Here is a 25,462-nt window from a genome sequence, read left to right as displayed (position 1 = left end):
ATGCAAATTTTGGCCCAACTATTCCAAACGCTTAGGGCAGATTATGCACATGGGCACCGACCGCGGCCCTGCAATGACCGCCAGACGTCGCTGAAGGGAGTCTGCATGCACTCAGTCGAGAACTTTTATCACCTGGCCGACGAGGTCACGGCCTGGCGCCAGCATCTTCATCAAAACCCCGAGCTCGACTTTGCTGTGCATGAAACGGCACGGTTCGTTGCGGACAAGCTAGCGTCCTTTGGAATCAACCACATCGAAACAGGTATAGCCGGAACCGGCATAGTCGCTTTCATTCAGGGGGAGAGCGGCGAAGGGCCGACGATAGGGCTCCGGGCCGATATGGACGCCTTACCAATTCAGGAGGCACCGGGAAAAACATGGGCCTCGAAGATTCCGGGGAGGATGCACGCCTGCGGCCATGACGGTCATATAGCCATGCTGCTTGGTGCTGCAAAATATCTCGCAGGGAACCGTAATTTCAGAGGCACCGTCGCGCTTATCTTCCAGCCGGCCGAGGAAGTCGAATTGCCGTCGGGCGGGCTCAAGATGGTCGAGGACGGGTTTTTGGACCGTTTTGGTATCTCTCAAGTGTTCGGGATGCACAACTGGCCAGGGATCGATGTAGGCAAGTTCGCCATTTGTGCAGGTCCGATGATGGCCTCCCAGGACGATTTTGACATCGTTGTAAAGGGTCGCGGCGGGCACGCCGCAGCCCCGCACTTGACAGTTGATCCGGTCGTTATAGCCGCTCAGGTCATTATTGGCCTGCAGGCGTTGGTGTCGCGCAGCACCGACCCGGTCGAGTCGCTGGTAATTTCCGTCACGAAACTCCGCGCCTCAAATGCTTACAATGTGATAGCCGACGAAGTTGAACTGGCAGGAACGGTCCGCGCGTTGGCCCCTGCCCTGCGCGACTTCGCCGAGACCCAGTTGGAGACGACCGCGCGGAAAATCGCGCAAGCTTTCGGGGGCGACATTTCATATCGCTACCGCCGGTCGGTTCCAGCCACCGTGAACGATAACGCCGCCACTGCTCTTGCCGTTCGTGCGGCTGCAGGCACCGGCGCGGTAGCAGTAGACGAGACGTTGAGGCCGGTCATGGGTGCCGAGGATTTCGCTTACATGCTGCAGGCGCGCCCAGGGGCGCTCATCTTCATCGGCAATGGCGCTTCAGCCCCGGTACACAATGCCGCCTACGACTTCGACGATGCCGCAATTCAATACGGAGTGGCCTATTGGGTGAATGTCGTGGAGGCCGCGCTTGGGATTGACGAGGGGTAGTCGCACCATCTTCAAATGTGTCCAATTTGCCCGCAATCCGGCCGTCCATGAAATCCACTTTTCAGTAGCGCCTGGTTTTTGGCGCAAATCTTGCGCAGGACTGTTTCATATTGGCGAAGACAAACTGCTAGTAATGTGAGGCCGCAAGTGTCATCCGTTGCCCGTTCCCTTGGCATTCTCAACCTGGAAAGAGGAGCTCTTGCGGGCGAGTCTGCGGCAGACGAGGCTATCGACGCATTTAGGGAAAGGCTGCCTTTTCCGGTGATCGCGGAGACGGTAGAGGGTGCCTGGGCAGACAACGTCATCCAAGGTGACTCTGCGCTCGAGCCCGCTTACATCGCAGCCGCCCGTCGGCTCGTGGCCCGAGGGGCCATTGCGATCAGTGCGAACTGCGGCTACTCCGTCCGACACCAAGCTGCGGTGGCATCGGCCGTCAACGTCCCTGTGGCCGCCACCAGCCTCATTCTTCTGCCGCTACTGCTTCGGCAGTACCCTACCACTGCAAAAATTGCTGTCATCGCCGCGGATTCGAGCTGCCTCGACGAGAAGATGCTTGCCATTCATGACCCAGGCGATCGAGCGCGCGTCGTAGTCGGCGGCATCGAAGGTGGTGTTATGTGGCAAAATGAAATGAAACGCCCCCCGCCCTATACTGAGCCGGCCGACATCGAAGCCGAAGTCATGGCTTGCCTCTGCAGCTTACAATCGGAACATACGGATATCGGAGCGATCCTGTTCGAGTGCACGTTGTTCCCGCTTGTTTCTCCAGCCATTCGACGGACAACCGGACTGCCAGTCTATGACATCACAACTCTCTGTCAGCTCACATACGCGGCCGCCTAACCCGACTTGAACAGTTGGAGGTGAACGGATGGCGAACGCTGTCCGTTAAGCTATTGAATTCACTCGCCTTGAGTTTTCGGCGCGAAAATGTGTGGTAACAACATTTGATCTGCTAGCCGCATGTTGTATGGATTTTATGGCATTTATTCGCTAACAACGCTGGCATGTTTGTCGTTGAGAGAGTCGCGCGCGGCCACCGCTATCTTTACCTCGTGGAAAGTGTCCGCGACGGCAAAACCGTTCGCCAGCGCACGATAAAGGCGCTGGGCCGCAAGGATGCGCTGGTTGCCAGCGGCGAACTTGACAGATTGGCGGCCTCGATTGCGCGCCATGGCGAACGCAGCCTCATCCTGTCCGACATTGACGCGGGGCGAATTGCCTCTCGCCGCATCGGCGGTCCGCTGTTGTTCGGGCGGCTGTGGGAGCGGCTCGGGATCGGCGAGGTGCTGGAAGAGGTGCTGGAAGGGCGCCAGTTCGGCTTTGCGGTGGAACGGGCGGTGTTCGTTGGCACGCTGCATCGGCTGTTCGTCTCGGGCTCGGACCGCGACTGCGCGAACTGGATGGCCGATTATGGTATCGAGGGCGCCGAGGGTCTGGCGCTCCATCACTTTTACCGGGCCATGGCGTGGCTGGGCGAGGAACTCGGCGAAAAGGCGCAAGGCGCGCTGGTGGCGCGCTGCGTGAAAGACGCGATCGAGGAAAAGCTCTTCGCGCGCCGGCAGGACCTGTTCACCGACCTCAGCCTTGTGTTCATGGACACCACCTCGTTGTGCTTCTACGGCGCGGGCGGCGAGACGCTGGGCAAGCGCGGGCATTCCAAGGACTTCCGCCCCGATCTGGCGCAAATGATCCTGGCGCTGGTCGTTGATGCCGAGGGCCGGCCGATCTGCACCGAGATGGTGCCCGGCAACACCGCTGACGTGACCGTCCTGTTGCCGGTGGTCGATCGGCTGCGAACGCGCTTCGGCGTCACACGCGCCTGCGTTGTCGCCGATCGCGGCATGATCAGCGCCGATACCATCGCCGCGCTCGAAAAGCTGGGCATGGAATACATTCTGGGGGCCCGCGAACGCTCGAGCAGCGTGATCCACAACGTCGTGCTCAATGACGCGGCACCGATGGTTCCGCTCGTTCTCGAGCGCCAGCGCGGTGAAACTCAGTTGTGGGTCAAAGAGGTCAAGGTCGGTAAAGACCGCTATATTGTCAGCCGCAATGACGCCGAGGCCGAGAAGGACAAGGCCGACCGCCAGGCGATCATCGCCGGCCTCGAGGCACAGCTCAAGAAGGGCGACAAGGCACTGGTCGGCAACTCGGCCTACCGGCGTTACCTCAAGGCCAGCGGCAAGAACTTCAAGATCGATGTCGGCAAGCTTGCCGAGGAAGCCCGGTACGACGGCATCACCGTGGTGCGGACCAACGCGAAGGTGACCCCGCTCCAGGCCGTGCTGCGGTATCGCGATTTGCTCGAGGTCGAGAGCCTGTTCCGCGCCGCCAAGGCAACCTTCAATACCCGGCCGATCTTCCACCAATCCGATGCCGCCATCCGCGGGCATGTGTTTTGCTCGTTCCTGGGGCTCGTACTCAGCAAGGAACTGTACCGCCTCTGCCGGGCCAAAGGCCTGACGCCCGAATGGCAGCCGCTTCTACGCGATCTCGACCGCCTCCAGGAAGCCACCATCGAAAAGGATGGTCGCATCGTCACCACCAGAACCCACGTTACGGGCCAAGTAGGCAACGTCTTCAAGGCATCTGGCATCGCTCTGCCACACAACCTCGACGAACAACTCGCCTGAGATCATCCCCAAAATGTAGTGGTAACACGCGCCGGCGCGCGCCTAACGTGCTGATATAATAACATATTCTTACAGGCGGTGTTTAAGTGGGGCCTAACAGGCCTGGGCGTGACTGCGATCGATGATCTGGCATCTCTGATCGGCTGGCGAAGCCGCACCGCACGGTCATCTTCTCTGGCGACTCCCTTTGGGGGCGAGCCGCCAAGGTGACTGGCAGAAAACCGACAAAAAAGCGCGCCTTATGAAGAAGTTCATGCTTCGTCCACCCTTGGCGTTGATAGCGGCAAACCAACGCACTACCCTCAGCTTGGGAGCTCCGGCTCAGACACAATCACATCCGTCGAGTGGGGTGGCGTCTATATTGACGAGATTAGGAAGGTAGCCGCAAAGCGGTCTGACGTGCAGATCAATCGGCAGCTGCACACGCGGGGCGCGACTGCAATTCTCCCCTAGAGGCCTTGGCCCATAGCGCGCTCGATACCGAGTTTTGGGGCGACATCACGAGGTTCGGCTCTCTGTCCAGGGTACAGGACCTAACCCTTGAATATCCTAGAATTGCAGAATGCCACGAAAAGGTACTTGCCCCCTAAACTTCCAACTCGCTCGCCGAGCACTCGTTGAACGAAAGGGACCAAATCGGCACCCGATTTGACGTGTCCCTTTCAGCCAGCCCGCCATTTTGCGAATAGCCGCATATCTGCCCATGCTAAATTAGGTACAGATGCCGTCACGATCCGACAACGGGCGGACGAGGCGGCAGGGGGAGACCATGAAGAAGCAGACGCTCCGCAGGACGCTGAGATCGCCCGGGTGTGCTTCGTCGCACCACGCAACTTCAATACTTCAATAGTCAACAGGCGGTCGAATGAACCCAGTTGAATTTGCCTTAGTTCGGCGGATGACCGGGCGGTAGTCGCACAACCAAAAGGGAGGAACAGATCATGGAAAATACCGTAGGCAATGTGAGCCGTCGAGCGTTTCTCAATACCGGCGCCGCGCTCGGAGGCGGATTGGTAGCTGCCGGCATGCCGCTCTCGCAAGTTATCTGGGCCGCCGAGGGCAAAGTCCTCACCGCGCGCGCAAACAGGGATGTCGACAAGCTAGACCCTGCCTTTTATATCGGGAGCATTAATTCCGAGGTGATGAGCTGTATCTATTCGAAGCTCATTCGGTACAAGCCGGGCTCTAAATGGGAATGGGAGCTTGAAGCGGCTGAAAAGATGGAACAGGTCGATCCCACTCATATCCGTTTTCACCTTCGTAAGGGCATAAAATTCACCGGCGGCTACGGCGAATTGACTGCCAAGGACGTGAAATTCTCGTTCGAGCGTGTGATCAAGCTTAATTCAGGAAGCAGTTTTGATTTTGGCCCGCTCGACCACGTTGAGGTGGAGGATGACTATAATGGCGTGATCGTCTTTAAGACCCCGTTCGTGCCGGCTTGGACCCTAGCGCTTCCCTATGGCGTCGGCCATATCGTTTCCGAAGATGCGGTGGTGAAAATTAACAAGGACGGCGGTGCCTTTGGCATGAAGCCGACCGCCTTCTCCGGCCCATATGTTTTCGCCGATTGGAAGCCGAACGAGTATGTGCTTTTGACCCGGAACCCGGAGTGGTCCGGCCCAAAGCCGGGGTTTGACGAAATACGCATCCTGCCAATCGGCGACACCAAAACGGCGGAACGCGCCTATCAGGCTGGCGACATCGATTTCACTGCTATCAGCGTGGATTCACTTGCAAATTTCAAGAGCAATCCGCCCGCTGACACTAAGGTCGAGGAAAAGCCCTCACTCGATTTCACCTATGTCGGCATGAATATCGATCACCCGAAGCTGAAGGACATCAATGTCCGCAAGGCGATACAGTGGGCAATCAATGTACCGCAGATCCTGGATGCAGCCTATGCGGGGCAGGTCGACGTGGCCACTGGCATGCTTGCAAAAGGTCTTGTCGGGTATCGCGACAAGGCGCTCATCCCACCGGAAGGCGACCTCGCAAAGGCTAAGGCATTCATGGAAAAGGCCGGGGTGAGCGATCTCACCTTGACCCTCGATTGCCTAAACCAGAGCGACTATTCGACCATGGCGGGAGTGGTGCAGGCGCAATTGTCGCAGATCGGCATTGCCGTCGAGATAAATGTCCAGGACGAGGGCTCGTTCTACTCGATCGGCATCGAATCCGAGGGCGATCGCTGGAAGAACATGCAACTTATCATCCAGCATTTCACCATGCTGCCGGAGCCATTTTATTTTTCGTCCACCTATATAAGCAGCCAAGTCGGTAAATGGAACTGGGAACGCTTCAGCAGCAAGCGTTTCGATGAGCTCAACGATAAGGCGCTCGCGCTCGATGACCCGAACGAGCGGGCGAAGCTCTACCGTGAGATGCAGGATCTTATGGAGGATTCAGGCGCCTACCGGTTCCTCACCAATGGTGCTGCGCCGATCATGTACCGCACCACTCGAATGCAGGCTGCGACCCGACCGGACGGGCGTCCGCTATACATCGATTTTAAGCCGATTTAGACTTCAGTGGTGTAGACAGGAATGTGGTTGTACTTCCTCAAGAGGATCGTCCTCGCGGTCACAATTATTGTGATCGCGGTGACGCTTCTGTTCCTAATGATCCGTGCCGTGCCGGGCGATCCTGCCGCGGTCCTGCTCGGCCCGCGGGCGACGCCCGAGATGAAGGCGCTGCTGCATCAGCAGATGGGGTTGGATAGGCCGCTGGTTGTGCAGATCTTGACGTTCTTCGGCGGCCTGCTTCATGGCAATCTCGGCTTTGACGTGTTCAGCCAGAGACCAGTCGCCGACATTGTCTTCGAGCAATTGCCCTATACGATCGAACTGATTCTGGTCTCGATCCTCTGGGCGGTGGTGATAGCCGTGCCGCTCGGCTGCTACTCGGCCATGCGGCGCAACTCCTTGGTCGACCAAGTGGCCGGCGTCGTGACGGTCGCCACGATAGCAATTCCCTCCTTCGTCGTGGCGGTCTACGCGCTGCTGATTTTTGCCGTGACGCTGCGCTGGCTGCCAGCGATCGGAGCCGGCAATGGCTACAGGGATGGGCTTATCCATCTCATTCTCCCAGGCTTCGCCATAGGCGTTGGCTGGGTGGGCTATATTTCCCGGCTGCTAAGGGCATCCATGCTTGAGGTTCTAGGGGAAAACCACGTGCGCATGGCCCGCTCTTTCGGGATCTCGGAATGGAAGATCGTTGCGCGCTACGCGCTGCCCCTCGCGATCCTGCCGACCGTGACCATACTCGGGGTAGGCATCGCGTGGCTGCTTTCGTCCGCTGTCTTTATCGAGGTGGTCTTCGCGAGACCTGGCATCGGCGCATTGCTGGTGAATGCGGTCAATACGCGCAACTATCCGATTGTCATGGGCGTCGTGCTCGTCACCACGTTCCTAATAGTTGCCGCTACGACGCTCTCGGATCTGATCAATGCATTCCTCGATCCGCGAACCCGGGAAAAGCTCTGACATGGTAAGCGCAGAAGCCATCCGTCCCGAACCCAGCGATGCGATGGGTACCGGTGCCTTTCGCAGCTTTTTGGGGCAATTTCGCAAAAACCGCCTGGGCGTGCTCGGAGCAGTGCTTGTCATAGTCATAGCCGCAACTGCGATCTTCGCTCCGCTGATTATCACGCACGATCCGACCCAAATCATGGTGGGGCCGCGTCTGGCCGCACCTTCAATCGATTTTTTGCTGGGGACAGACCAACTGGGCCGCGACACGTTTTCTCGCATTATTATGGGCGGTCGCATCCCGCTCCTTGTTGCTTTCGCGGCGCTCGGTAGTTCGCTGGCAGTCGGCCTCGTACTTGGTTTGATTGCAGGGTTCGGTCCTCGCTGGCTCGACAATGTACTCTTGTTGCTCTTCGATACGATCCGCTCGTTTCCAGGTATCATTTTCGCGCTGGCCATGATCGCGCTTCTGGGACCAAGCTTAGCGAGTGTCATTCTAGTTATCGCAATAACGTCTATGCCGATTTACGCGCGTGTCGTGCGCACCCAGACAGAAGCGCTGCGTAGCAGTGAGTACATCGCCGCGGAGCGCAGCATGGGTGCCGGCACCACACGCATTCTCGCCGTGCACGTGCTGCCAAATGTTCTCGGCCCGCTTCTAATTCTGGTGAGCATGGACGTTCCGGCCGTCATCGCCGTAGAGGCGGGTCTCAGCTTTCTCGGCATGGGCGTGCGACCACCAACGCCTGATTGGGGGGCTATCCTAAACGATGGCTATAGCTACATCGGTCAGACGCCCTGGCTGGTCATAGCCGGCGGCATTCCCATCGTTCTCGCAACACTCGGCTTCACGTTCCTGGGGGAGGCGCTGCGCGACATATTCGATCCCAAATTGCGGAAAGACCTATGAGACACGACCGTCTGACACAGCATACGTCCGCGCGGCCGCTACTTGAGATCCGTGATCTGAATCTCGATTTTGGCACACCACGTGGGCACGTCCACGCCCTGCGTAACGTTTCGCTCGTAGTTCCGGCGGCACAGGTAGTCGGCATAGTTGGCGAGAGTGGATCTGGGAAATCCACCCTTGCATATACGGTGATGGGCCTGCTTCCCGAAAATGCGGATGTGACAGCCGGCAGCATCCTGTTCGAAGGTAAAGACCTGCTCAAAATGCCCGCTTCCGAGCGTCGGAGCCTGCTCGGTGACCGTCTTTCGATGATTTTCCAAGACCCGATGACCGCGCTCAATCCCGTGCGGACCATCGAGAGCCAGATGATCGATATCCAGCACCACGAACAGGGAAGCCGCGGCGAAAAACGCGCTCGCGCCCTGGAGATGCTTCACCGGGTCGGAATTCCCGACCCTCAAAGTCGTATCGGCGCCTATCCGCATCACTTCTCTGGCGGCATGCGTCAGCGCGTTTGCATTGCCATGGCGCTTCTTGTGAAACCGGCGCTGCTCGTCGCCGACGAGCCAACCACTGCGCTTGATGCAACGCTGGAAGTGCAGATCATCCATCTCCTCAAGGAACTGCAAAAGGAGATCGGCTGCTCGGTTTTGTTCGTCTCCCACCACCTCGGAGCGGTGGCTGAGCTGTGCGACCGGGTCGCCGTCATGTATGCGGGCGAAGTGGTGGAGCAGGGTGCCGTTCGGGACATCTTCCACAATCCTGCTCATCCATATACGCGCGCGCTGCTTGAGTGCGATCCCGGGCGTATCAAAAAGAGCACGCGCACTTTGCCGACCATTCCCGGTGAGGTGCCTAGTCTCCTGGGCAGCAAGGTGGGATGCATCTTCCGCGCGCGGTGCCCACAGGCATTTGATCGGTGTGCGCACGACAAACCCGTTGAGTATCGCATCGGCCTGGACCAAGTCGCGCGATGCCATCTCCTCGACGAAGAACGGTTGGTGTCGGCATGAGCGCGCTGCTTCGGGTTGAGGACCTGCGCGTCCGTTTCCGCACCATGGGTCCACTGAAGGCGCTCGCAACCGGGACGAAAGCGCCTTTTACCGACGCGGTATGCGGTGTGACCTTTAAAATCGACAAGGGCGAGACACTCGCCCTTGTCGGTGAAAGCGGCTCAGGCAAATCCACCATCGCGCGCACGATAATCGGCTTGCAGCGAGCTGTGAGCGGCAACATCAATTTCGACGGACAGGAGATTGAGGGTATCACGGGGGCTGATCGCAAGCCGTACCTGCGCCGGATGGCGATGATGTTCCAGGATCCGGTCGGCTCGCTTTCGCCAAGGCTGACAGTGCGATCGCTGTTGATGGAGCCTTTTCGTATCCATGGGCTAAAGGATCGCGATGCCGGTGCCGAGGCGGCGCGCCTGCTGCGCATGGTCGGCTTGCCAGATGATTTCGCTCGCCGCTATCCCCATCAGCTTTCCGGCGGTCAGGCCAGGCGCGTGGGCATCGCGCGTGCCCTTGCGCTGAATCCGGACTTGATTATTGCCGATGAGCCGACCGCAGGCCTCGACGTCTCGGTGCAGGGCGAGGTGCTCAATCTCCTCGCGCGGCTTCAGGACAAACTCGGCATGGCGATCCTGATTATCACGCACAATCTCAATGTCGTACGCCACATGACCGATCGAATGGCGATCATGTATCTCGGCCGCTTTATAGAGGTCGGCTCGACCGAGCGTATCTTTGAACACCCTTGTCATCCCTACACCGAGGCGCTGCTTGCGGCCAATCCTGAGCCTGACCCGGATGCTGTGCTCAATAGGATCGAGCTCAAGGGTGAGGTGCCGAGCCTGATGCGGCGGCCATCCGGCTGTGAGTTCCACACCCGTTGTCGTTATGCGCAGGATATCTGCAGCCGCGTCTTCCCCGAACCTTCGATAAACTCGGATGACACCGAGCATAGGTTCAAATGCCACTTCCCCATTGGAGCGTGAAATCGCCCCTGTTGGGGGTGACCACCCTCTCAGTTGAAATCCCAAGCTTTGACGAGTCGCAAACGCGTTTGTGCGTCGAATTACAGCCGACCGTAGAAAAGGATAGAGCAATGAAACTAGGTGAGTACGTAGAATATGATGCCACCGGTTTGGCAGCTCTCGTGAATGCGCGCGAAGTGACGCCCGTGGAACTAACACGCTTGGCCCGCGAGGCACACGACGAGGTCAATCCTCGCATCAACGCTGTCATCGAGTTCTACGAAGATGCCGAGACAGTTGCCGGCGCAGACGGGGGACTCTTTCATGGCGTGCCGTTTCTTCGCAAGGATACTGGCCCCACGGAAGTTGGACGCCTCCAAGAAAAGGGAAGCCGGCTGTTAAAAGGCTATCGCTCCAACATCGACAGCTATTTTTTTCGTCGCGCTCGCGACGCCGGGCTCCGCACGCTCGGAAGAACAACGACGCCGGAGCTTGGGTCAACCATAATGACGGAATCCATTCTCAACGGAGTTACTGGGAATCCATGGGATTTAGAGCGCTCCGCGGGTGGGTCGTCTGGGGGATCAGCGGCGGCCGTAGCGGCGGGCATCACTCCGATCGCATCTGGTGGTGACGGTGGCGGGTCAATTCGGGTCCCCGCCTCCTGGTGCGGCCTGGTAGGGCTAAACCCGTCCCGCGGACGTGTTTCCGGCGGCCCGAACGGCCAGGACCCAGCGTTTGGCCTTACTCGACTATTTGTTTTGTGCCGGGGTGTCCGCGATATGGCCGCCGCGCTGGACGTCTTTTCTGGTCCTCATCCTGGTGATCCGTTCGTCATCGTCCAGCCGAAGCGGCCATATGTGGAAGAACTGTTGCAGCGCAACGGCATTCTGCGGGTCGGGGTCGCGAGGACCAAATGGGGTGCGGTCGATGTCGACCCGGAAGTGCTTGAGGCGGTCGAGTCGACGGCCACTCTTCTGGAGGAAATGGGCCATATTGTCACGGATATCGAGCCGCCATATGAGCCATCCGACTACGTTAAAATATGGCTCGGCCTGTCAAGCTATAGCGCACGTTCACTTGAAGAAGCGGCGCGGTCCATGGGACGCGCAATCAATGCGGACACCTTAGAGCCCGCCAATCTCAAGGTTTACGAATACGGCAGAAATTTACAAAGACGAGAGGCGGACTTACACGAGACGTTGCAAAGAATGCGGTTCAGCGTGGGCGAGTCGATCGAAGCCTTCGACATCTTGCTTACACCCACGATGCCGTGTGGGGCTATACCCCACGGCGCCACGTGTAGTGCGACCAATCCTACGGTGTCTGCAGAGGAATTCACAGCAGCGGATGCCGCACTTTGTCAGTACACTGGAGTATTTAATGTTACTGGACAACCTGCGGTATCATTACCTTTGGCACAAAGCGCAAGCGGTCTGCCTATTGGACTTCAAATCGTGGGCCGCTTTGGCGACGAGGCGACCCTTGTCCGCATCGCACGCGATCTGGAGGAAGCCATGCCATGGAGTCACCGGCTTCCAAAGGTTCGAGCAGGAGGCTAAGTAGCAGCACCGACAATGCCGGGGAACGCGTCGGCGCCTGCATACATGGGCGCCGGTGCCGAGCATCGCCCGCCAGGCACGTGTTGGAATCCTCGTCCGGGCCGAGGCGGCGGTTGTCCTCTACGGGATAGATGCTGTATGCCGGCCGAAGCCTCGATGCACAGCCATAATGACTCTTAGGCGGTTGGTTTTGGATAGCTTTGGCCAATTAGAGGCGAGCCTGTTCGGTTGAGAACCTCCAGTTGGAAACGGGCACCGGTGCTGTTTCGCTTTCCCAAGCGGCAAGACGCGATCCGGCGCAACAAAACCTTCAAATAAATTTCGCAAATTTTTGCACCGAAAATTCGCTCAGAGCGGTACGTTCAATGCAATTCTAAGGTCTGGGCTCGGCGAGTTGAACTGCCGGCAGCATCGAACAGCATTGGACAACAGCCTATGGCAAGAAGAAGAGCGCTCATCTTGGTAGAAGGTCACCCTAGATGCACTGGACTGCTATACATCCAAGCGGCCAAGCGTCTTGGTCTTCATCCAATTACCCTATCAGCAGATCCCACAAAATACGATTACATTGCGACGGAACGGGTTGAGGCAATTCAGGTCGATACAACCAATCTGGATGCGCTGATCCATGAATGTTCTCGGCTACGAGCGAGCTATGACATCGCTGGCATTGCGAGCACGGAGGAGATCGTCTATCCGGCAGTTGGCAAGCTTTGCCGGCATTTCGATCTACCTGGACCTAACCCCGAATCGATTGAGCGATGCTGCGACAAATTCGTTCAACGACAGCTCCTCGCGGACGCCGGCGTCCCGATACCTGCTTACCGCTTGGCAACAAATGTGACGGATGTGGAAAGCGCAGCCGCGGAGATCGGCCTGCCGGTAATTCTTAAGCCAGCCGTAGGGGTCGGGAGCAGAAGTGTCCGATTGTGCTGCAACGTCAGTGAGTTAGCCGAACATACTGCCTACCTGTTGGGCGGGAAGCACATATGGCGATCTGCGCCGAGAATACTGGTCGAAGAATTCGCACAAGGCCCTTACTATTGCGCCGACATAATGGGAGACGAGGTCATTGCGATATGCGCCGGCGAGTTCGGCCCCCACCCGCATTTTGTCTTTCATGAGCTCACCTATCCGGCTCCGCTGACCGATGACGAGCACAATCGAATCGTCGATGTTTCGCTGACCTGTCTGCGAGCTCTTGGCTTGGGCTGGGGCCCAACGTGCATTGAACTCCGGTGGACGAAGCGTGGCCCAGTCGTCATTGAAGTCAATCCACGGGCTGCTGGCACGCCCGTTCCGCAAATGATTCCACTGGTTTATGGTGTCGATCTGATCACCGAGCACATCAAGCTTGTGATCGGCGACAAATGGGACTTGCGCAAAACGCGGTCGCAGACCGCGGCCGCGCGGATCTTTGTTCCTGATCGCGATGGCACTATCAATTCGATCGCTGGCGAGAGTCGGGCGGCCGCTGTGCCAGGTGTCGCCGAGATCAAATTCTATGTCGAACCCACGACGGCGATTAACAGAAAAGGCGATACGAGAGACTGGATAGGACATGTCATCGTCGCTTCACCCAGCCGTACCCACACCGCTGAGATCCTTCAGCGGGCCGTCGACTTGATCGGTTGGTCAATTACACCATTTTCGAGCCTTGGCGAATAGGGGTGCGATGCCGTCGACGATGAGGACGGCTGTTTACGCAATGACCCCAGGGCAGGTACGCCGACGCGATCATACGGACCCGGCTCTTCACGACAACTGGAGGGCAGCGCGCTGAAAGTACGCTCAACAACGCGGCCTTTATCAACCAAAGACAGCTACGGCTGATTTGATGATGATGCCGCCATACGGGCTTCGGCGCATCTGACGTCCCGTGGCAGCACGAAAGACAGTCGGCAGTTGCAGCGCTGGCGGCACCCGTGACCAGAGCGTTCGCATGATTTCCCGGCCGTGCCGAGTTTTCCGAACGGCGCTTCCAGACACGACGCGCTGAGACCAGCGGAGTAAGCGATGCGCCAAGGCACCTTTCCTGAAATCGGTCTTGATGGTTAGATCCTCGTTGGTCGGCGCGCCGGCGCCGATCACTTCGGATCGTCATAGCGGGTGACGTAATGGAGTTCGCGCAGGGCGGGGATGACGAGGGCGATGTCTTTGTACGCCTCGTGCTCGATGAAGTGCGCGGTCTCGGGCCCCGGCCTGGGCTTGCCGAGGACGGGTTTCCCCTTTTTGTCGACACAGTAGATCAGGATCGGCAGCAGCAGGCCGTGGTTGGGGTTGTCGAGGTCGAGTAGCCGTCTCCAGCTTTTGATGTTGAGATTCATGGCCGCGTAGAACCCCTGGCACCACGGCCGGGGGTCGATGCCGCCGCTGGGCTTGGTTGCGAATCGGGGCGCATAATCCTGTGGTCTGTCGAAGAGCGTCTCGTTGATCCGGTTGTGGATCCTGGCGACGCTGGCAAACACGGCGTGATCGGTTGCAGACCCTTTGGCCAAGACGTCGCGCGGCAACCCCATGAGCGGGCACATCCAGTCTTGCGGGTCCGGGAACCGCGGCCCGATGACCGCCGCCGTTACGAAGCCATCCAGCGCCGACATGGTCTGCACCAGCGGGCGGCGGTTGGTCTTGGCGGCCATCCAGGCCTCGAGCGCCTCGTCCGACAGCGCCATGTCATCGAGCGCGCTCATGCCGCCAAGGAGAGCTGCATCTCTTCGCGGCGCACCCAATTCCACGGCATCAGTTCGTCCCAGCGCGAGGCTGGCCAATCATTCTGGATGCGCTCGGTGACGTCGGCCATGTAGGCTTCGGCATCGACGCCGCAAAGCTTGCACGTCTCAATGATGCTGAGCACGACCGCTGACCGCTCTGCCGCGGCGAAGCTGCCCGAGAAAAGCCAATTGCGCCTGCCGACTGTAAATCCACGAATCGCCCGCTCCGCGATCAGGTTGTCGGGCTCGAGCTGGCCATCGTAGAGGAAGCGATTGAACGCGCGCCATCGTCTGGTGCCATAGGCGAAGGCCTTCGCGATATCGGCATGGCGCGACAAACCGTTGCCCTGGCGCATGAGCTGTCGTCGCAGCGCCCGGACCAGTGGTCGGGTCCGCCTTCGTCGTGCGGCCAATCGCTCGGCGGGCGGGAGTCCCCGTATCTCTTCCTCGATCCGGTAGATCGCCTGGATACCGGCCATCGCCGTCGTGCTGAGCGCGGTCGGCTGGCTGTCGTGAACGTCGAATATCTTGCGACGCAGATGGGCCAGGCAGGCTGCTTCTCGAATGGCGCCGCCCTTGTAGAGCTGGTTATAGCCGCTGAATCCGTCGGCCTGGAGCGTGCCGGCAAATCCGGCGAGTTCGCTCATCACGCTCTCGCCGGCGCGGCCCATGGTGGCGCGATACCAGGCGATCGGCGGCTCCTTCGAACCCGAGTTGCGGTCGTCGGCGACATAAACCCAGAGCGCGCCCTTGTGTGTCTTGCCGTTGCCGGGCGCCAGGATCGGAAGCCGCGTGTCGTCGGTATGAATCTTGGTGCGGGTACGGCCGATCTCGCGGATGCGGTTGCAGATCGGATCGAGCAAGGCGGCGGCGTAGCCGGCGCTGCGCGCAAGCGTGGAACGCTCGATATCGACGCCCTTGGCGGCCATCATCTGGGCCAGACGGTAGAAGGGCAGATGATAACCCCACTTCGCCATCATGATATGGGCGAGCGCGGCATAGCTGAGCTTACCGCGTGCAATGGCCTTGGCTGGCGCCGGCGCCTGGATGATTTTATCGCAGGTCCGGCAGCTGTACTTGGGTCGAATGGTCTCCATCACCTGCCAGGCCTGGGCGACCAGATCGAGCATCTCGTCGCCATCTTCGCCCATGGCGCGCAGATCGCCGCCGCAGCCCGGGCAACATGCGCAAGACGGCTCGCGAACGGCCCGCTTGCGCGGCAGGTTGGGATTGAGCTTACGCACCGGCAACACCCGCACCTTGTCGCTGTCCGCGACGATAGGCAGTTCGAGATCGGGCACGCTGGCGGCGAAATCGGTCTCGAGATCTTCGAGTTCGAGCTGCATCTGGCCGAGCTTCTCGGAGGAGCGGCCGAAGGCCTTGCGGTTGAAGCGATCGATCTGCAGCTGCAGGCGCTGGATGCGAAGCGCGGCCTCGGCGCGCTCTCTTCGCAGCTGCTCATCCCGTTCGGCAATGGCGATGTCACGGGCACAAACCGCCGCCTCCAGAGTGGCGATCCGGGCGAGGAAATCAGCGATGGAGGGAGCTTGTTCCGACACCCAAATTACATACCCGAAAGACCTCGTCTACGGAAGCAAAATCGACACAAAATCAATGAGAACGGCCGAATTTAGCCGGCCAGACGTGGTCGATAAATCTTGTTCGGCCGGCGCCAATCGATCCCGTCCAAAAGCAGCGAAAGCTGTGCCTTGGTGAGCGACACGGTCACCTGATCCTTGGTGGTCGGCCAGGCGAAACAACCATCGGAAAGCCGTTTGTAACTCACTTGGAAATGCAGGCGGTTCATCGTCCCCGTTGCAGTTTGTGATGGTGACTCACCCCTTTCATCCGTATTCCGGGCAGCACGGTGCCTGCGTTGGGAAGCGCGGTAACCGAGCGGGCAAGCTGTTGCTGCTGCGCTTTGACGATGGCCGGATTTGCTCTGTTCCGCCGCAATGGACCGATGCAGCCGTGCCCAGCCTTGAGGTTGTCGCGGGAAACGGGCGCGCACTGTGCAGCCTCACCGACCTACTGGAACTCAGCAGTCTCGTAGAGCGCCTCATATCGCAAGGGAGATGCGCAACGCCGCAAGATTGTAAAGGAAATTTCGCCGATGTTGTAAGGAAAATAACGCCGCAAAATCCATGGGGGCTTCGCTGAATGTGCTGTATTAGTAGAGATTATATGCGATTGGTTGGCAGATACACGCTTGACAGTTTAATCATACGCGGCATATTTATAATTACGATAATTGAGTCGACATCGGGGGGCAGCGCAGGTGTCGGACAGCGTCAAACACAGGCAATCGAAAGCCAGCGCTTTGGCCGAGGATGGCACGCTCAATCCAGCCCCGGAAAAAATCGGCGATCAGAAGTTCCGGGAGGACGGCTTCTTCGATCCGCGCGACATCGTGCAGGTGAAGTACGAGATGCTGCGGCGCGTATCCGTCGACAAAATGTCGGTAACGGAGGTGTCCGACGAATATGGCGTCTCCCGCCCGACCTTCTACCAGGCCAAAGCGGACTTCGAGGACGCGGGTCTGGCCGGCCTAGTACCGAGGAAGCGCGGCCCGCACGGCCCGCACAAGATCCAGAGCGAAGTGCTGGCCTTTCTCAGGGCCCAAGTGGTTCCAGGCGAGCCCATTCGGGCACGCGAACTGACGAACCGGCTCTGGACAGAGTTCGGCCTCGATGTCCACCCCAGAACAATCGAGCGTGCGCTCGGCGTAAAAAAAACGGCGTAACCATCAGTGGTGGTGCGCAATTGCATTGCGCGATGCAGTCCCGCGCCACGGAGCGATACGAAATACTGCGCGCCGCCGCGCTTGGTGCCGCGCTCCCTGTGGAGGCACGCAGTGGTCTTAGCATCCTTCTGCATCGCGGCATGTGGGCCTGGGTTAGCGCGATCTTGCGTGCGCCGGGCTGGTCCCCACCCGCGGCTTCGCCGCCTGTAGCCAGGCTGCCGATCGCGGACGAAACGTCCGAGCGACGCACAATCATCCACTTGCTCGCCGCCATCGTGATGGCGGCCCCTGAACGGAGAACAGCATGAACGAAAAGCTCAAGGTCCAATCGCATCATCTCGAGCGGAGCGCTTACCTCTACATCCGACAGTCATCGATGCGCCAGGTCATGGAGAATGTCGAAAGCACCAAGCGTCAATACGATCTTCGTGGTCGCGCGATCGGGCTTGGATGGCACGACGACCAGATCACCGTCATCGACAGCGACCAGGGCGAATCCGGCGCTTCAGCGTCGTGGCGCGAAGGCTTCCAGCGCTTGGTGTCCGATGTCGGCATGGGGCGCGCGGGGATCGTCATGGGCCTGGAAGTCTCTCGCCTCGCCAGAAACAACGCGGACTGGCATCGGCTGCTGGAGATCTGCGCTTTGGCCGACACGCTCATTCTCGACGAAGATGGCGTCTACGATCCGGCTAACTTCAATGACCGGCTTCTGCTGGGCCTCAAGGGCACGATGAGCGAGGCCGAGTTGCACGTTATCAAAGCCCGGTTGCGCGGTGGCATTCTCAACAAAGCACGCCGCGGCGAATATCGCTGTCCCCTTCCGACCGGCTTCATCTACAACGAGGTTGGCGATGTGGTCCTTGATCCAGACGCTCAGATCCGGGAGATGATCACCCACTTCTTCGAGACGTTCTCGCGGGTCGGGTCGGCCACGCAGACCGTCAAGGCGTTTGCCAGGGAAGGTCTGCTCTTCCCATCCCGGTTCCGCAACAGCAAGCGGGTGGTCTTCCAACCGCTGACCACATCGGCGGCCTTACGCACGCTGCACAATCCTCGCTACGCGGGCGTCTATGCCTATGGTCAGCGTCTTTACCGCAGAACCGTCGACGGAAAGAAACAGTTCCGCAAACGTGAGCCCAATGAATGGCTCGCATGCATCCCGGACGCACATCCCGGCTATATCAGCTGGGAGCAGTTCCAGCACAACCTCAAGGCGCTCGAGGCCAATGGCCAAGGCTACCAGACCGCGCGCATCTCGCCACCGCGCGAAGGCGCGGCTTTGTTGCAGGGGCGCGTCATATGCGGGCGGTGTGGCTGTCACATGAGGGCCCGTTACGTCACCCGGCGCGGTCAGGTGGACACTTGGTACGTCTGCAGCCGCGCCTACGTCTCTCGGGGTGAGCCTCACTGCCAGTCGATCGCAGGCTGGCCCGTCGACGCGGCGATCGGTGAACTGATCGCTGCGGAAATGACGCCCGCCGCCGTGGAGTTAGCTCTGGAGATCCGAAAAGAGATCGAAGCGCGCTATGACGAAGCGGACAAACTCCGGCTCCGTGCCGTCGAACGCGCCCAAATCGATGCCGATCTTGCACAGCGGCGGTTTATGCTGGTCGATCCGAACAACCGCCTGGTCGCCGACACCCTTGAACGCGAATGGAACGACAAACTGCGCATGCTGTCTGATCTACGAGAAGAAAGAGAGAGTGCTCTGCGCGCAGACCGAGCGACACTCGACGATGCAATCCGCGATCGATTGATCGCCATGACGGCCGACTTCAAAACGGTCTGGCGCGACCCCGCCTTGCCGAACCGAGAACGCAAGCGGCTCCTTGCCTATCTCGTCGAAGACATCACATTGCTCAAGTTCCAGGCCGAGGGAGAGACACGGATACACATCCGCTTCAGAGGCGGAAAGACCGAAACATTGATCACTCAGAACCCGAAAACCTCCGCACAGCAGGTAAAGACCCGGCCCGAGGTGGTCGAATTGGTCGACAAGCTTCTCGACGAGCATATCTGCGCTGAAATCGCTGACATCCTGAATGCAAGGGGAATCCGTCCCGGCGGCTCAGCGCGGCGCGGTAAGGCTGACACCCAGTTCAGCGACTTGCGCGTCATCTATCTCGTCAAGCAATATGGTCTGCGCTCGCGCTACGACCGGCTGCGCGAGCGGGGAATGCTGACAAAAGCAGAAGCCTGCGCAAAACTTGGAATCACCGAATGCACCCTGGTCAGATGGGCGAAATACGGCATCGTGAAAAGACATGCCTACAACGGCTATATCGGCCTCTATGAACTGCCCGGACCGCACGTCCCAGCCAAACAGTGCAGCCGATGGAACCAGCTTGCCCATCGGGCAGAGGCCATCCGCCAACTCAACTCCTCAAAATGCTCCGATCTCAAGGAAAGGGCTGTAGTATGAAGCCAGTTAGTTTGTAAAAAGGCAGAACCCCTGGTCGTCATGCGCCAAAACCTTGATGATATGACCCTTGCGTCCACGGAAGCAGAAGATCGCGCCGGAATGCGGGTCGAGCGCGAGCACCTGCTGCACCATCCGCGCCAGGCTGTTGATCCCGCGACGCATATCGGTCGCGCCGCAGCACAAGTAAATCCGGTCGGTCGGCACCACCGTGATCACCTGGTCAACTCCGCCAGGACGATGCGCAGTGCTGTCGGATCGACGATCCCGTCGATACGCAATCGCGTGCCACTCGGAAAGGCCACGACGATCCTGCCGGCCGGGTCCGGGCAATCGGGGACGGGGCATTCGACACCCGGCAGATCGCTCACGTCGATGCGCGCGAAGGTCGCCATCGCCTGATCGGCATCGAGTTCGCCGCCGGCCATCTGCTTGCGCCACGCATAGAGCTGTGACGGAGCTACGCCGAACGCTTCCGCGACCTCGGTCACCGACGACCCCGCCGCGCTCGCCAGGTCGACCAACGCGCGCTTCTCAGTGCAACTCCACAGCCTTCGTTGCCGCACGCGCCCGGGCACGGTTGCAAGATCTTCGGCCGCCGCCGCGGCGCCGCTGATCTCGGCGACCATATCGCCCCTCGCATGTTCCAATGTCATGGCCCGAAACCTCCATGTTCATCGACCTCTTGCAAGGTGCCTTGGCGCATCGCTTACCCAGCGGAAGCCGATTTCATGGAAATACAGGTCGGCATGTTGCGGGCTGATATGGTGAAAGACGCCCGCGATCGTTCGCCGGACCCGGGAATTGAAACCCTCCACTGAATTGACGTGAACGGTGTTGCGAACATATTCGTGGCTGGAATGCTTCACGGTCTCATGCTTGGCAAAACTCTCGCCTATGGCCATGAATGCCTTCGCCTCATCACTCATCAAATGCGCGTGGGTTTCGATCTGTGTTTCAATCGCACGTTCGGCCGCACGCAATGAAAGACCGGTCACGACCGCGGCACGTGCGTCACCGGCCGGAGCCCCGGGCGTGACGTCGGTCGGCCGCTGCACCATCGCCATGACCGGCGCTTTCTCCGTATTCGCCTGACCTTTTCGGCCCCGTCCCCGAGGTGGGTCATCCGGCCGCTTTCGGGGACTTCCCCCAAGATGGAAATGGTCGATCTCAACCGTGCCGTCGAGCATGTTTTCCCGCGCCACCATCAGCCGCAGTGCGTGACCCATCCGCCAGGCCGTCGGTTGGCTCACTCCAAGGATCTCGGCGAGCCGGACCGAGGACAAGCCCTTGTCCGACTGGAGCATCAGCCACATGGCCTTCAGCCAAATACGCAAGGGCAGCTTTGTAGAGTGCAGAGGGGTATGGGTCGTCACCGTGAACTGGAACCGGCAATCGCCATTGGAACATTGATAAAGGCCTGGTCGCGCATGGCGCTTGCCTGTATCGCGGCCGGCAAGCGCGATCGAGCGTTTATACCCGCAGGCTGGACAGATTCTGCCTTCTGGCCACACCATGGTTTCCAGCAAGCGCCGGCAGTGCTCTTCATCCCGGAAGGCCACGATCATTTCTTCAACGGTCCGAATGTTGGAAAGCGCTGCGAGCATCGTTTCAGGCATTCTCACCTCCGCCAGATCACGTTCCAAGAATCGCATGGGAATGCCCTAATCACAAGCCTATTGCTGTCTTTGGTTGATAACGGCCCCGTTGTTTAGCGGGAAACCAGCGCTATGCCCCCCATCGGCAACCGATATTGCATGCCGTACTATGAGACGGGTTCCAAGGCCTGCGGCCATTGCGGAGTAGCTCTGGCACTTCAGAGTTCCTGGCGCGATCAACCGAGTTGATCGAAATGGACTTCGGAGCATTTGCTTCCACTGACGCTGAGGGCCCCTCCTACCCCGTCGGCGTCAAGGCACGTTAAGCACATGAACATTTCCGCCACTCTCATCTCCTTTTTGATCTGTGCGTTGCGAGTTACAGCCCATTTTGATCACAATGTGAGCACGGATGCGCTAAATTAGCGACCGCGATTGGTCCTATATGGCTAATGCTTCGGTCAGACATCTGGCAAGCGGGTCAAATAATCGCGAAACAAAAAAATGGGGAATACCGACGGCTCAAAATAGCGTCGGCACGGAATAAATTTCAATTTGTTACTAACTCGAGACGCAGTTCTAATAGGCCTCTCGTAACTCAGGGAAATACATAGCGCCATGAACCGCCCGGATCCCAAAAACGTGAAACAGATCGCGTGTATCGGCGCAGGCACCATCGGTGGTGGAATGATTGCCGAGTTCCTGGCCAGAGGATACAGCGTGACAGCGCAAGATCCGGGTAAAGATGCCCTCGCTTCTCTTGAGCGACTGCTCGATCAAGCTTGGCCGATACTTGAGCAGATTGGGCTGACAGCTAGCGCTTCTCGGGAACGGCTTCGCTTCACTACAGATATCGAGGAGGCGGTTGCCGGTGCCGACTTTGTGCAGGAGAGCGTACCTGAAGATCTGGAACTGAAGGTGCGGATCTATGAACGGCTGGATGAGCTGGTTCCTCCAGAAATCGTCATCGGCTCAAGCACTTCCGGGTTTCCAATGACTGAAATTCAACGGAGATGCAAATATCCAGAACGCACCGTTGTGGCGCATCCTGTCAATCCCCCTTATCTCATTCCGCTTATCGAGATTGTAGGGGGCGAAAAAACGGATCCCGCAGTCTTGGACTGGGCTGTCTCGTTCTATGAAGCGGTTGGAAAGCGAGTTCTCCGTATGGAGAAAGAGATCTATGGGTTCATGATCAACAGGCTTCAAATTGCCCTGTTTCGTGAAGCGCTCCAGATGATCGCCGCGGAACAAGCGACCGTCGCCCAAATCGATGATTGCCTAACTCACGGGCTCGGATTGCGGTGGGCAAGCATGGGCCCGTTTGCGACGTTCCATTTAGCAGCGGGTGACCGCGGCCTGGGATCATTCATGGATCTTCATGGAAGTGTCGAGTGGCGGGCACCTTATGTTACGGAAACGCCACTTCCAGATTGGACGCCCGAGCTGCGCGCGCGCATTCTTCAGCAGGCGGAGGAAGTCATCGATGGGAGAACGATCCCTCAAATGATCGAAGAACGAAACGACACAGTCATAGGGCTGCTTAAGTTGCGCGAAGCTAGCCGCGCGAATGCAGCGAAAAAACACCTAGGAGCAGCACACGCCGCATAGAATTAATCTCCGTATCGCCTCCACTGCACGGTCGTGAAGGACCGACTTTGTCTTGGGGGTGTATAGCAACAAGCCGATGGCACAGTTGCGAGCGCATCTTGTAAACGACCACGTTGTCAATAGAGCCGACGGTGGACCTATTTCAAGGAACGATTGAGACATGATCTCCGAAACAACGCAACGCTTTTGGAACAAGAATATCGTCTGGGATATGTTGTTCCCCCTTGACCTGCCTAATCAATCGTATGGCTGTCCTCCAAAATACCTTGAACATTATGTCGACGCCGGCGTAACGTTTACGTCGATCTCGTTTGCCGAAGACGCTAGCGACCTTGACTATGCTGTTAAAGGCATCGCTTCGCAGAGAAAGCTTATTCACTCGAGGCCTGACCTTTATATCCACGCTCTCACCATGGATGATGTGTTACGGGCTAAGGCTGAAGGCAAATTGGCTGTCGGAATGCAGAGTCACGGCACGGCTTGGTTCGGAAAAAACCTGGGCGTTCTGGAGGTATTCCGTGAGCTGGGCCTTCGGGCTGTGCAGCTCGTTTTCAATGCCTCGAATTTTGTCGGAGGCGGTTGCTCTGACAAAGCTGACGGCGGCCTGACCACTTATGGCACCCAGGTTGTCCGCGAGATTGAACGGCTAAAGATGGTCGTTGACCTGGCCCACACCGGTTATCGCACTACGCTTGACACGCTGGAAATCGCTACAAAGCCCGTCATGTTCTCGCATGTCGGGATCATGGCACTCCACCAACACTACAGAAACCTTCGCGACGACCAGATAATGGCCTTGGCCAAAAATAGGGGCGTAATCGGTCTCTCAGGCAACAATGCTTACATCGGCGACGAGCATGGCGCCATGTCAGCGATATTCCGGCACCTCGATCATGTGGTCCAACTCGTCGGACCTGATCATGTCGGCTTTGGGTTCGACTTCGTGTTCGAGACCGACCTGCTTGACCAGTGGGCCCGTGAAATGGTGACCGAGTGGCCGGACTTCCAAGACCCGAATTGGAAAGGATTCCGCTTCCAGCGGCCCAAGGATGTAATCGATCTGGTCCAGCTCATGTTTGACCACGGCTATCCTGAAGATGCGATCAAAAAGATCGTCTCCGGAAACTTCATGAGGGTCTGCCAAGAGGTTTGGTAAGCGGCGAAGGGGTCGGAGTTAGTGCGGACGTGAACACCAGTGGCACAAATAGCTCGCATCAGTCGATCTACAGGTGGGTTTCCTGCAATGACGCTTACTTCTGACAGCCAGCTTACGTCGGATTCCTACTTCCGGAGGGCCAACGGGACGTCTGCGGCCATCCCGCCGGTCGAAAACAAACACAAAAATCAGGGAACAGGTGTCGTGGCAGCGGAACAAGCGCCAAGGTCGAGGATGGGAGGGCTGCTAGGCATGGACGATACCTTTTTGAAGTTTTCTGATGTTCAGAAAACGTACGACGGCAAGACGCTGGTCGTCAAAAATCTCAACCTCGACATCGCCCGAGGCGAGTTTTTGACGATGTTGGGTCCATCAGGCTCAGGCAAGACCACTACGCTGATGATGTTGGCCGGCTTTGAGGTGCCTACGCGGGGCCGGATCCTGCTCGATGGGCGTCCGATCGACAATCTACCCCCCCACAAGCGCGACATCGGAATGGTGTTCCAGAATTACGCGCTCTTTCCGCATATGACCGTGGAAGAGAACCTCGCTTTCCCCCTCAAGGTGCGGAAACTTGGCAAAGCGCAGACCGAAGCGAAGGTTAAGCGGACACTCGAAATGGTGCAACTCGGCGCCTATGGAAAGCGCCTGCCGGGACAGCTTTCGGGCGGTCAGCAGCAACGCGTCGCACTTGCCCGGGCGCTCTGTTTCGACCCGAAATTGGTGCTAATGGACGAGCCGCTGGGCGCTTTGGATAAGCAGCTGCGCGACCAGATGCAGCACGAAATACGACATCTCCATAAGGCGCTAGGCGTCACCATCGTCTATGTCACGCATGACCAGGGCGAGGCCTTGACAATGTCTGACCGCGTGGCGGTGTTCAACGATGGCATCGTGCAGCAACTTGGCTCGCCAGCAGACCTATACGAGCTTCCGCAGAACGCGTTCGTTGCCCAGTTCGTTGGAGACAACAACCTCCTGAGGGGCACAGTCGCCGCGACTGACGGTGCAAACTGTACCGTGGAGATTGTGGGAACTGGAAACGTACAAGCTCTTGCAATCAATGCGAAGTCTGCCGGTCGACCCGCAATGATCGCATTGCGTCCTGAGCGCATACACCTAGATCCATCGCCCGGCTCGCTGCCCAACATCTTCAGTGCTCGGGTTGAGGAACTCATCTACCTCGGCGACCACCTTAGAATCCGTGTCGCCGTGGGTGTGCACACCCTCGAGATCAAACTGCCCAATTCGGGCAGCGGTGTGCAGCTTCAGCCAGGACACCAGGTCACTGTTGGCTGGAGGACAGAAGACTGTCGGGCACTAGACACCCGATAGCGAACTATCAGTCGAATCTTAGCAAGCCTCGGAAAAGGCCAATCAAAGGGGAAAG

The 25,462-nt window shown here is 58.6% G+C and carries 21 protein-coding genes and 2 pseudogenes; 16 read left to right on the top strand and 7 right to left on the bottom strand.

Features of this window, described 5'->3' with window-relative positions:
• Positions 1-105 precede the first annotated feature (105 nt).
• The 10 genes from DBIPINDM_RS01645 to DBIPINDM_RS01600 all read left to right on the top strand — a co-directional run bounded on the left by DBIPINDM_RS01645 (position 106) and on the right by DBIPINDM_RS01600 (position 13,502).
• Positions 106-1,281, top strand: a complete 1,176-nt coding sequence (locus DBIPINDM_RS01645) for an amidohydrolase (protein WP_258581242.1) — start codon at positions 106-108, stop codon at positions 1,279-1,281.
• Between the two features lie 147 nt (positions 1,282-1,428).
• A complete protein-coding gene (locus DBIPINDM_RS01640; RefSeq protein ID WP_258581133.1) occupies positions 1,429-2,124 on the top strand; it encodes a hypothetical protein in 696 nt (231 codons plus the stop codon).
• Positions 2,125-2,288: 164 nt separating this feature from the next.
• Positions 2,289-3,917 carry an IS1634 family transposase gene (locus tag DBIPINDM_RS01635; protein ID WP_258580689.1) on the top strand — a complete coding sequence of 543 codons (1,629 nt, stop codon included), beginning with the start codon at positions 2,289-2,291 and terminating at the stop codon, positions 3,915-3,917.
• A gap of 941 nt (positions 3,918-4,858) precedes the next feature.
• On the top strand, positions 4,859-6,442 hold the full coding sequence (locus tag DBIPINDM_RS01630) for an ABC transporter substrate-binding protein (protein WP_258581132.1): 1,584 nt from the start codon (positions 4,859-4,861) through the stop codon (positions 6,440-6,442).
• Between the two features lie 21 nt (positions 6,443-6,463).
• Positions 6,464-7,402 (top strand): ABC transporter permease, encoded by a 939-nt coding sequence (locus DBIPINDM_RS01625; protein ID WP_258581131.1) that lies wholly within the window; start codon positions 6,464-6,466, stop codon positions 7,400-7,402.
• 43 nt (positions 7,403-7,445) lie between these two features.
• Entirely contained in the window at positions 7,446-8,297 is an 852-nt protein-coding gene (locus tag DBIPINDM_RS01620; RefSeq protein ID WP_258581241.1) for an ABC transporter permease, read from the top strand.
• A complete protein-coding gene (locus DBIPINDM_RS01615; RefSeq protein WP_258581130.1) occupies positions 8,294-9,310 on the top strand; it encodes an ABC transporter ATP-binding protein in 1,017 nt (338 codons plus the stop codon). Before DBIPINDM_RS01620 ends, DBIPINDM_RS01615 begins: the two co-directional genes overlap by 4 nt.
• Positions 9,307-10,293: an ABC transporter ATP-binding protein gene (locus DBIPINDM_RS01610; RefSeq protein WP_258581129.1), complete on the top strand. Its 987-nt coding sequence runs from the start codon at positions 9,307-9,309 to the stop codon at positions 10,291-10,293. Before DBIPINDM_RS01615 ends, DBIPINDM_RS01610 begins: the two co-directional genes overlap by 4 nt.
• Before the next feature lie 110 nt (positions 10,294-10,403).
• Positions 10,404-11,834, top strand: a complete 1,431-nt coding sequence (locus DBIPINDM_RS01605; RefSeq protein ID WP_258581128.1) for an amidase — start codon at positions 10,404-10,406, stop codon at positions 11,832-11,834.
• Between the two features lie 435 nt (positions 11,835-12,269).
• A complete protein-coding gene (locus DBIPINDM_RS01600; RefSeq protein WP_258581127.1) occupies positions 12,270-13,502 on the top strand; it encodes an ATP-grasp domain-containing protein in 1,233 nt (410 codons plus the stop codon).
• Between the two features lie 141 nt (positions 13,503-13,643).
• Here DBIPINDM_RS01600 and DBIPINDM_RS01595 read toward each other — a convergent pair.
• From DBIPINDM_RS01595 to tnpB (DBIPINDM_RS01580), 4 genes and pseudogenes are all read right to left on the bottom strand, one after another.
• A pseudogene (locus tag DBIPINDM_RS01595) lies at positions 13,644-13,841 on the bottom strand (IS1595 family transposase); the annotation flags it as partial.
• 80 nt (positions 13,842-13,921) lie between these two features.
• Complete coding sequence (locus tag DBIPINDM_RS01590) at positions 13,922-14,524, bottom strand: UPF0149 family protein (protein WP_258581126.1); 603 nt, start codon at positions 14,522-14,524, stop codon at positions 13,922-13,924.
• Positions 14,521-16,104, bottom strand: a complete 1,584-nt coding sequence (tnpC, locus tag DBIPINDM_RS01585) for an IS66 family transposase (RefSeq protein WP_258581125.1) — start codon at positions 16,102-16,104, stop codon at positions 14,521-14,523. The genes DBIPINDM_RS01590 and tnpC overlap by 4 nt, the downstream gene beginning before the upstream one ends.
• Before the next feature lie 71 nt (positions 16,105-16,175).
• A complete protein-coding gene (tnpB, locus tag DBIPINDM_RS01580) occupies positions 16,176-16,352 on the bottom strand; it encodes a transposase (protein WP_258581124.1) in 177 nt (58 codons plus the stop codon).
• Between the two features lie 20 nt (positions 16,353-16,372).
• Between tnpB (DBIPINDM_RS01580) and DBIPINDM_RS43540 the strand changes: the two genes are divergently transcribed.
• The 3 genes from DBIPINDM_RS43540 (at position 16,373) to DBIPINDM_RS01570 (ending at position 19,710) form a co-directional block, all read left to right on the top strand.
• Positions 16,373-16,705, top strand: a complete 333-nt coding sequence (locus tag DBIPINDM_RS43540) for a DUF5372 family protein (protein ID WP_416361686.1) — start codon at positions 16,373-16,375, stop codon at positions 16,703-16,705.
• Positions 16,706-16,865: 160 nt separating this feature from the next.
• The gene (locus DBIPINDM_RS01575; RefSeq protein WP_258580931.1) at positions 16,866-17,288 is read left to right on the top strand and encodes a helix-turn-helix domain-containing protein; all 423 of its coding nucleotides are present in this window, start codon (positions 16,866-16,868) and stop codon (positions 17,286-17,288) included.
• 304 nt (positions 17,289-17,592) lie between these two features.
• On the top strand, positions 17,593-19,710 hold the full coding sequence (locus tag DBIPINDM_RS01570; RefSeq protein ID WP_258580930.1) for a recombinase family protein: 2,118 nt from the start codon (positions 17,593-17,595) through the stop codon (positions 19,708-19,710).
• 6 nt (positions 19,711-19,716) lie between these two features.
• Here DBIPINDM_RS01570 and tnpB (DBIPINDM_RS01565) read toward each other — a convergent pair whose 3' ends face one another.
• The 3 genes and pseudogenes from tnpB (DBIPINDM_RS01565) to DBIPINDM_RS01555 form a co-directional block, all read right to left on the bottom strand.
• A complete protein-coding gene (tnpB, locus tag DBIPINDM_RS01565) occupies positions 19,717-19,926 on the bottom strand; it encodes an IS66 family insertion sequence element accessory protein TnpB (RefSeq protein WP_258581123.1) in 210 nt (69 codons plus the stop codon).
• On the bottom strand, positions 19,923-20,336 hold the full coding sequence (tnpA, locus tag DBIPINDM_RS01560) for an IS66-like element accessory protein TnpA (RefSeq protein WP_258581122.1): 414 nt from the start codon (positions 20,334-20,336) through the stop codon (positions 19,923-19,925). The genes tnpB (DBIPINDM_RS01565) and tnpA overlap by 4 nt, the downstream gene beginning before the upstream one ends.
• Positions 20,337-20,420: 84 nt before the next feature.
• Positions 20,421-21,326: pseudogene (locus tag DBIPINDM_RS01555) on the bottom strand (IS1595 family transposase); the annotation flags it as partial.
• A gap of 597 nt (positions 21,327-21,923) precedes the next feature.
• Between DBIPINDM_RS01555 and DBIPINDM_RS01550 the strand changes: the two are divergent.
• From DBIPINDM_RS01550 to DBIPINDM_RS01540, 3 genes are all read left to right on the top strand, one after another.
• On the top strand, positions 21,924-22,916 hold the full coding sequence (locus tag DBIPINDM_RS01550) for a 3-hydroxyacyl-CoA dehydrogenase NAD-binding domain-containing protein (protein ID WP_258581121.1): 993 nt from the start codon (positions 21,924-21,926) through the stop codon (positions 22,914-22,916).
• A gap of 160 nt (positions 22,917-23,076) precedes the next feature.
• The gene (locus DBIPINDM_RS01545) at positions 23,077-24,072 is read left to right on the top strand and encodes a dipeptidase (RefSeq protein WP_258581120.1); all 996 of its coding nucleotides are present in this window, start codon (positions 23,077-23,079) and stop codon (positions 24,070-24,072) included.
• Positions 24,073-24,324: 252 nt separating this feature from the next.
• Positions 24,325-25,407: an ABC transporter ATP-binding protein gene (locus tag DBIPINDM_RS01540; RefSeq protein WP_258581119.1), complete on the top strand. Its 1,083-nt coding sequence runs from the start codon at positions 24,325-24,327 to the stop codon at positions 25,405-25,407.
• Positions 25,408-25,462: the final 55 nt, after the last annotated feature.

Origin of the sequence: Mesorhizobium sp. AR02 (assembly GCF_024746835.1) — a bacterium.
Taxonomy (GTDB): Bacteria; Pseudomonadota; Alphaproteobacteria; order Rhizobiales; family Rhizobiaceae; genus Mesorhizobium.
Note: the sequence above shows the minus strand (reverse complement) of the source record. Positions and strands in the feature narration are given on the sequence as shown.

Bases quoted from the DNA above. Each gene is read 5' to 3' on its own strand.
- DBIPINDM_RS01600 (WP_258581127.1), top strand. From the start codon at position 12,270: ATGGCAAGAAGAAGAGCGCTCATCTTGGTAGAAGGTCACCCTAGATGC.
- DBIPINDM_RS01550 (WP_258581121.1), top strand. From the start codon at position 21,924: ATGAACCGCCCGGATCCCAAAAACGTGAAACAGATCGCGTGTATCGGC.
- DBIPINDM_RS01545 (WP_258581120.1), top strand. From the start codon at position 23,077: ATGATCTCCGAAACAACGCAACGCTTTTGGAACAAGAATATCGTCTGG.
- DBIPINDM_RS01620 (WP_258581241.1), top strand. From the start codon at position 7,446: ATGGGTACCGGTGCCTTTCGCAGCTTTTTGGGGCAATTTCGCAAAAAC.
- DBIPINDM_RS01645 (WP_258581242.1), top strand. From the start codon at position 106: ATGCACTCAGTCGAGAACTTTTATCACCTGGCCGACGAGGTCACGGCC.
- tnpB (WP_258581124.1), bottom strand. From the start codon at position 16,352: ATGAACCGCCTGCATTTCCAAGTGAGTTACAAACGGCTTTCCGATGGT.
- DBIPINDM_RS01610 (WP_258581129.1), top strand. From the start codon at position 9,307: ATGAGCGCGCTGCTTCGGGTTGAGGACCTGCGCGTCCGTTTCCGCACC.
- DBIPINDM_RS01540 (WP_258581119.1), top strand. From the start codon at position 24,325: ATGGACGATACCTTTTTGAAGTTTTCTGATGTTCAGAAAACGTACGAC.
- DBIPINDM_RS01570 (WP_258580930.1), top strand. From the start codon at position 17,593: ATGAACGAAAAGCTCAAGGTCCAATCGCATCATCTCGAGCGGAGCGCT.
- DBIPINDM_RS01625 (WP_258581131.1), top strand. From the start codon at position 6,464: ATGTGGTTGTACTTCCTCAAGAGGATCGTCCTCGCGGTCACAATTATT.
- DBIPINDM_RS01630 (WP_258581132.1), top strand. From the start codon at position 4,859: ATGGAAAATACCGTAGGCAATGTGAGCCGTCGAGCGTTTCTCAATACC.
- DBIPINDM_RS01605 (WP_258581128.1), top strand. From the start codon at position 10,404: ATGAAACTAGGTGAGTACGTAGAATATGATGCCACCGGTTTGGCAGCT.
- DBIPINDM_RS01615 (WP_258581130.1), top strand. From the start codon at position 8,294: ATGAGACACGACCGTCTGACACAGCATACGTCCGCGCGGCCGCTACTT.
- DBIPINDM_RS43540 (WP_416361686.1), top strand. From the start codon at position 16,373: ATGGTGACTCACCCCTTTCATCCGTATTCCGGGCAGCACGGTGCCTGC.
- DBIPINDM_RS01635 (WP_258580689.1), top strand. From the start codon at position 2,289: ATGTTTGTCGTTGAGAGAGTCGCGCGCGGCCACCGCTATCTTTACCTC.
- DBIPINDM_RS01590 (WP_258581126.1), bottom strand. From the start codon at position 14,524: ATGAGCGCGCTCGATGACATGGCGCTGTCGGACGAGGCGCTCGAGGCC.
- tnpA (WP_258581122.1), bottom strand. From the start codon at position 20,336: ATGGTCGCCGAGATCAGCGGCGCCGCGGCGGCGGCCGAAGATCTTGCA.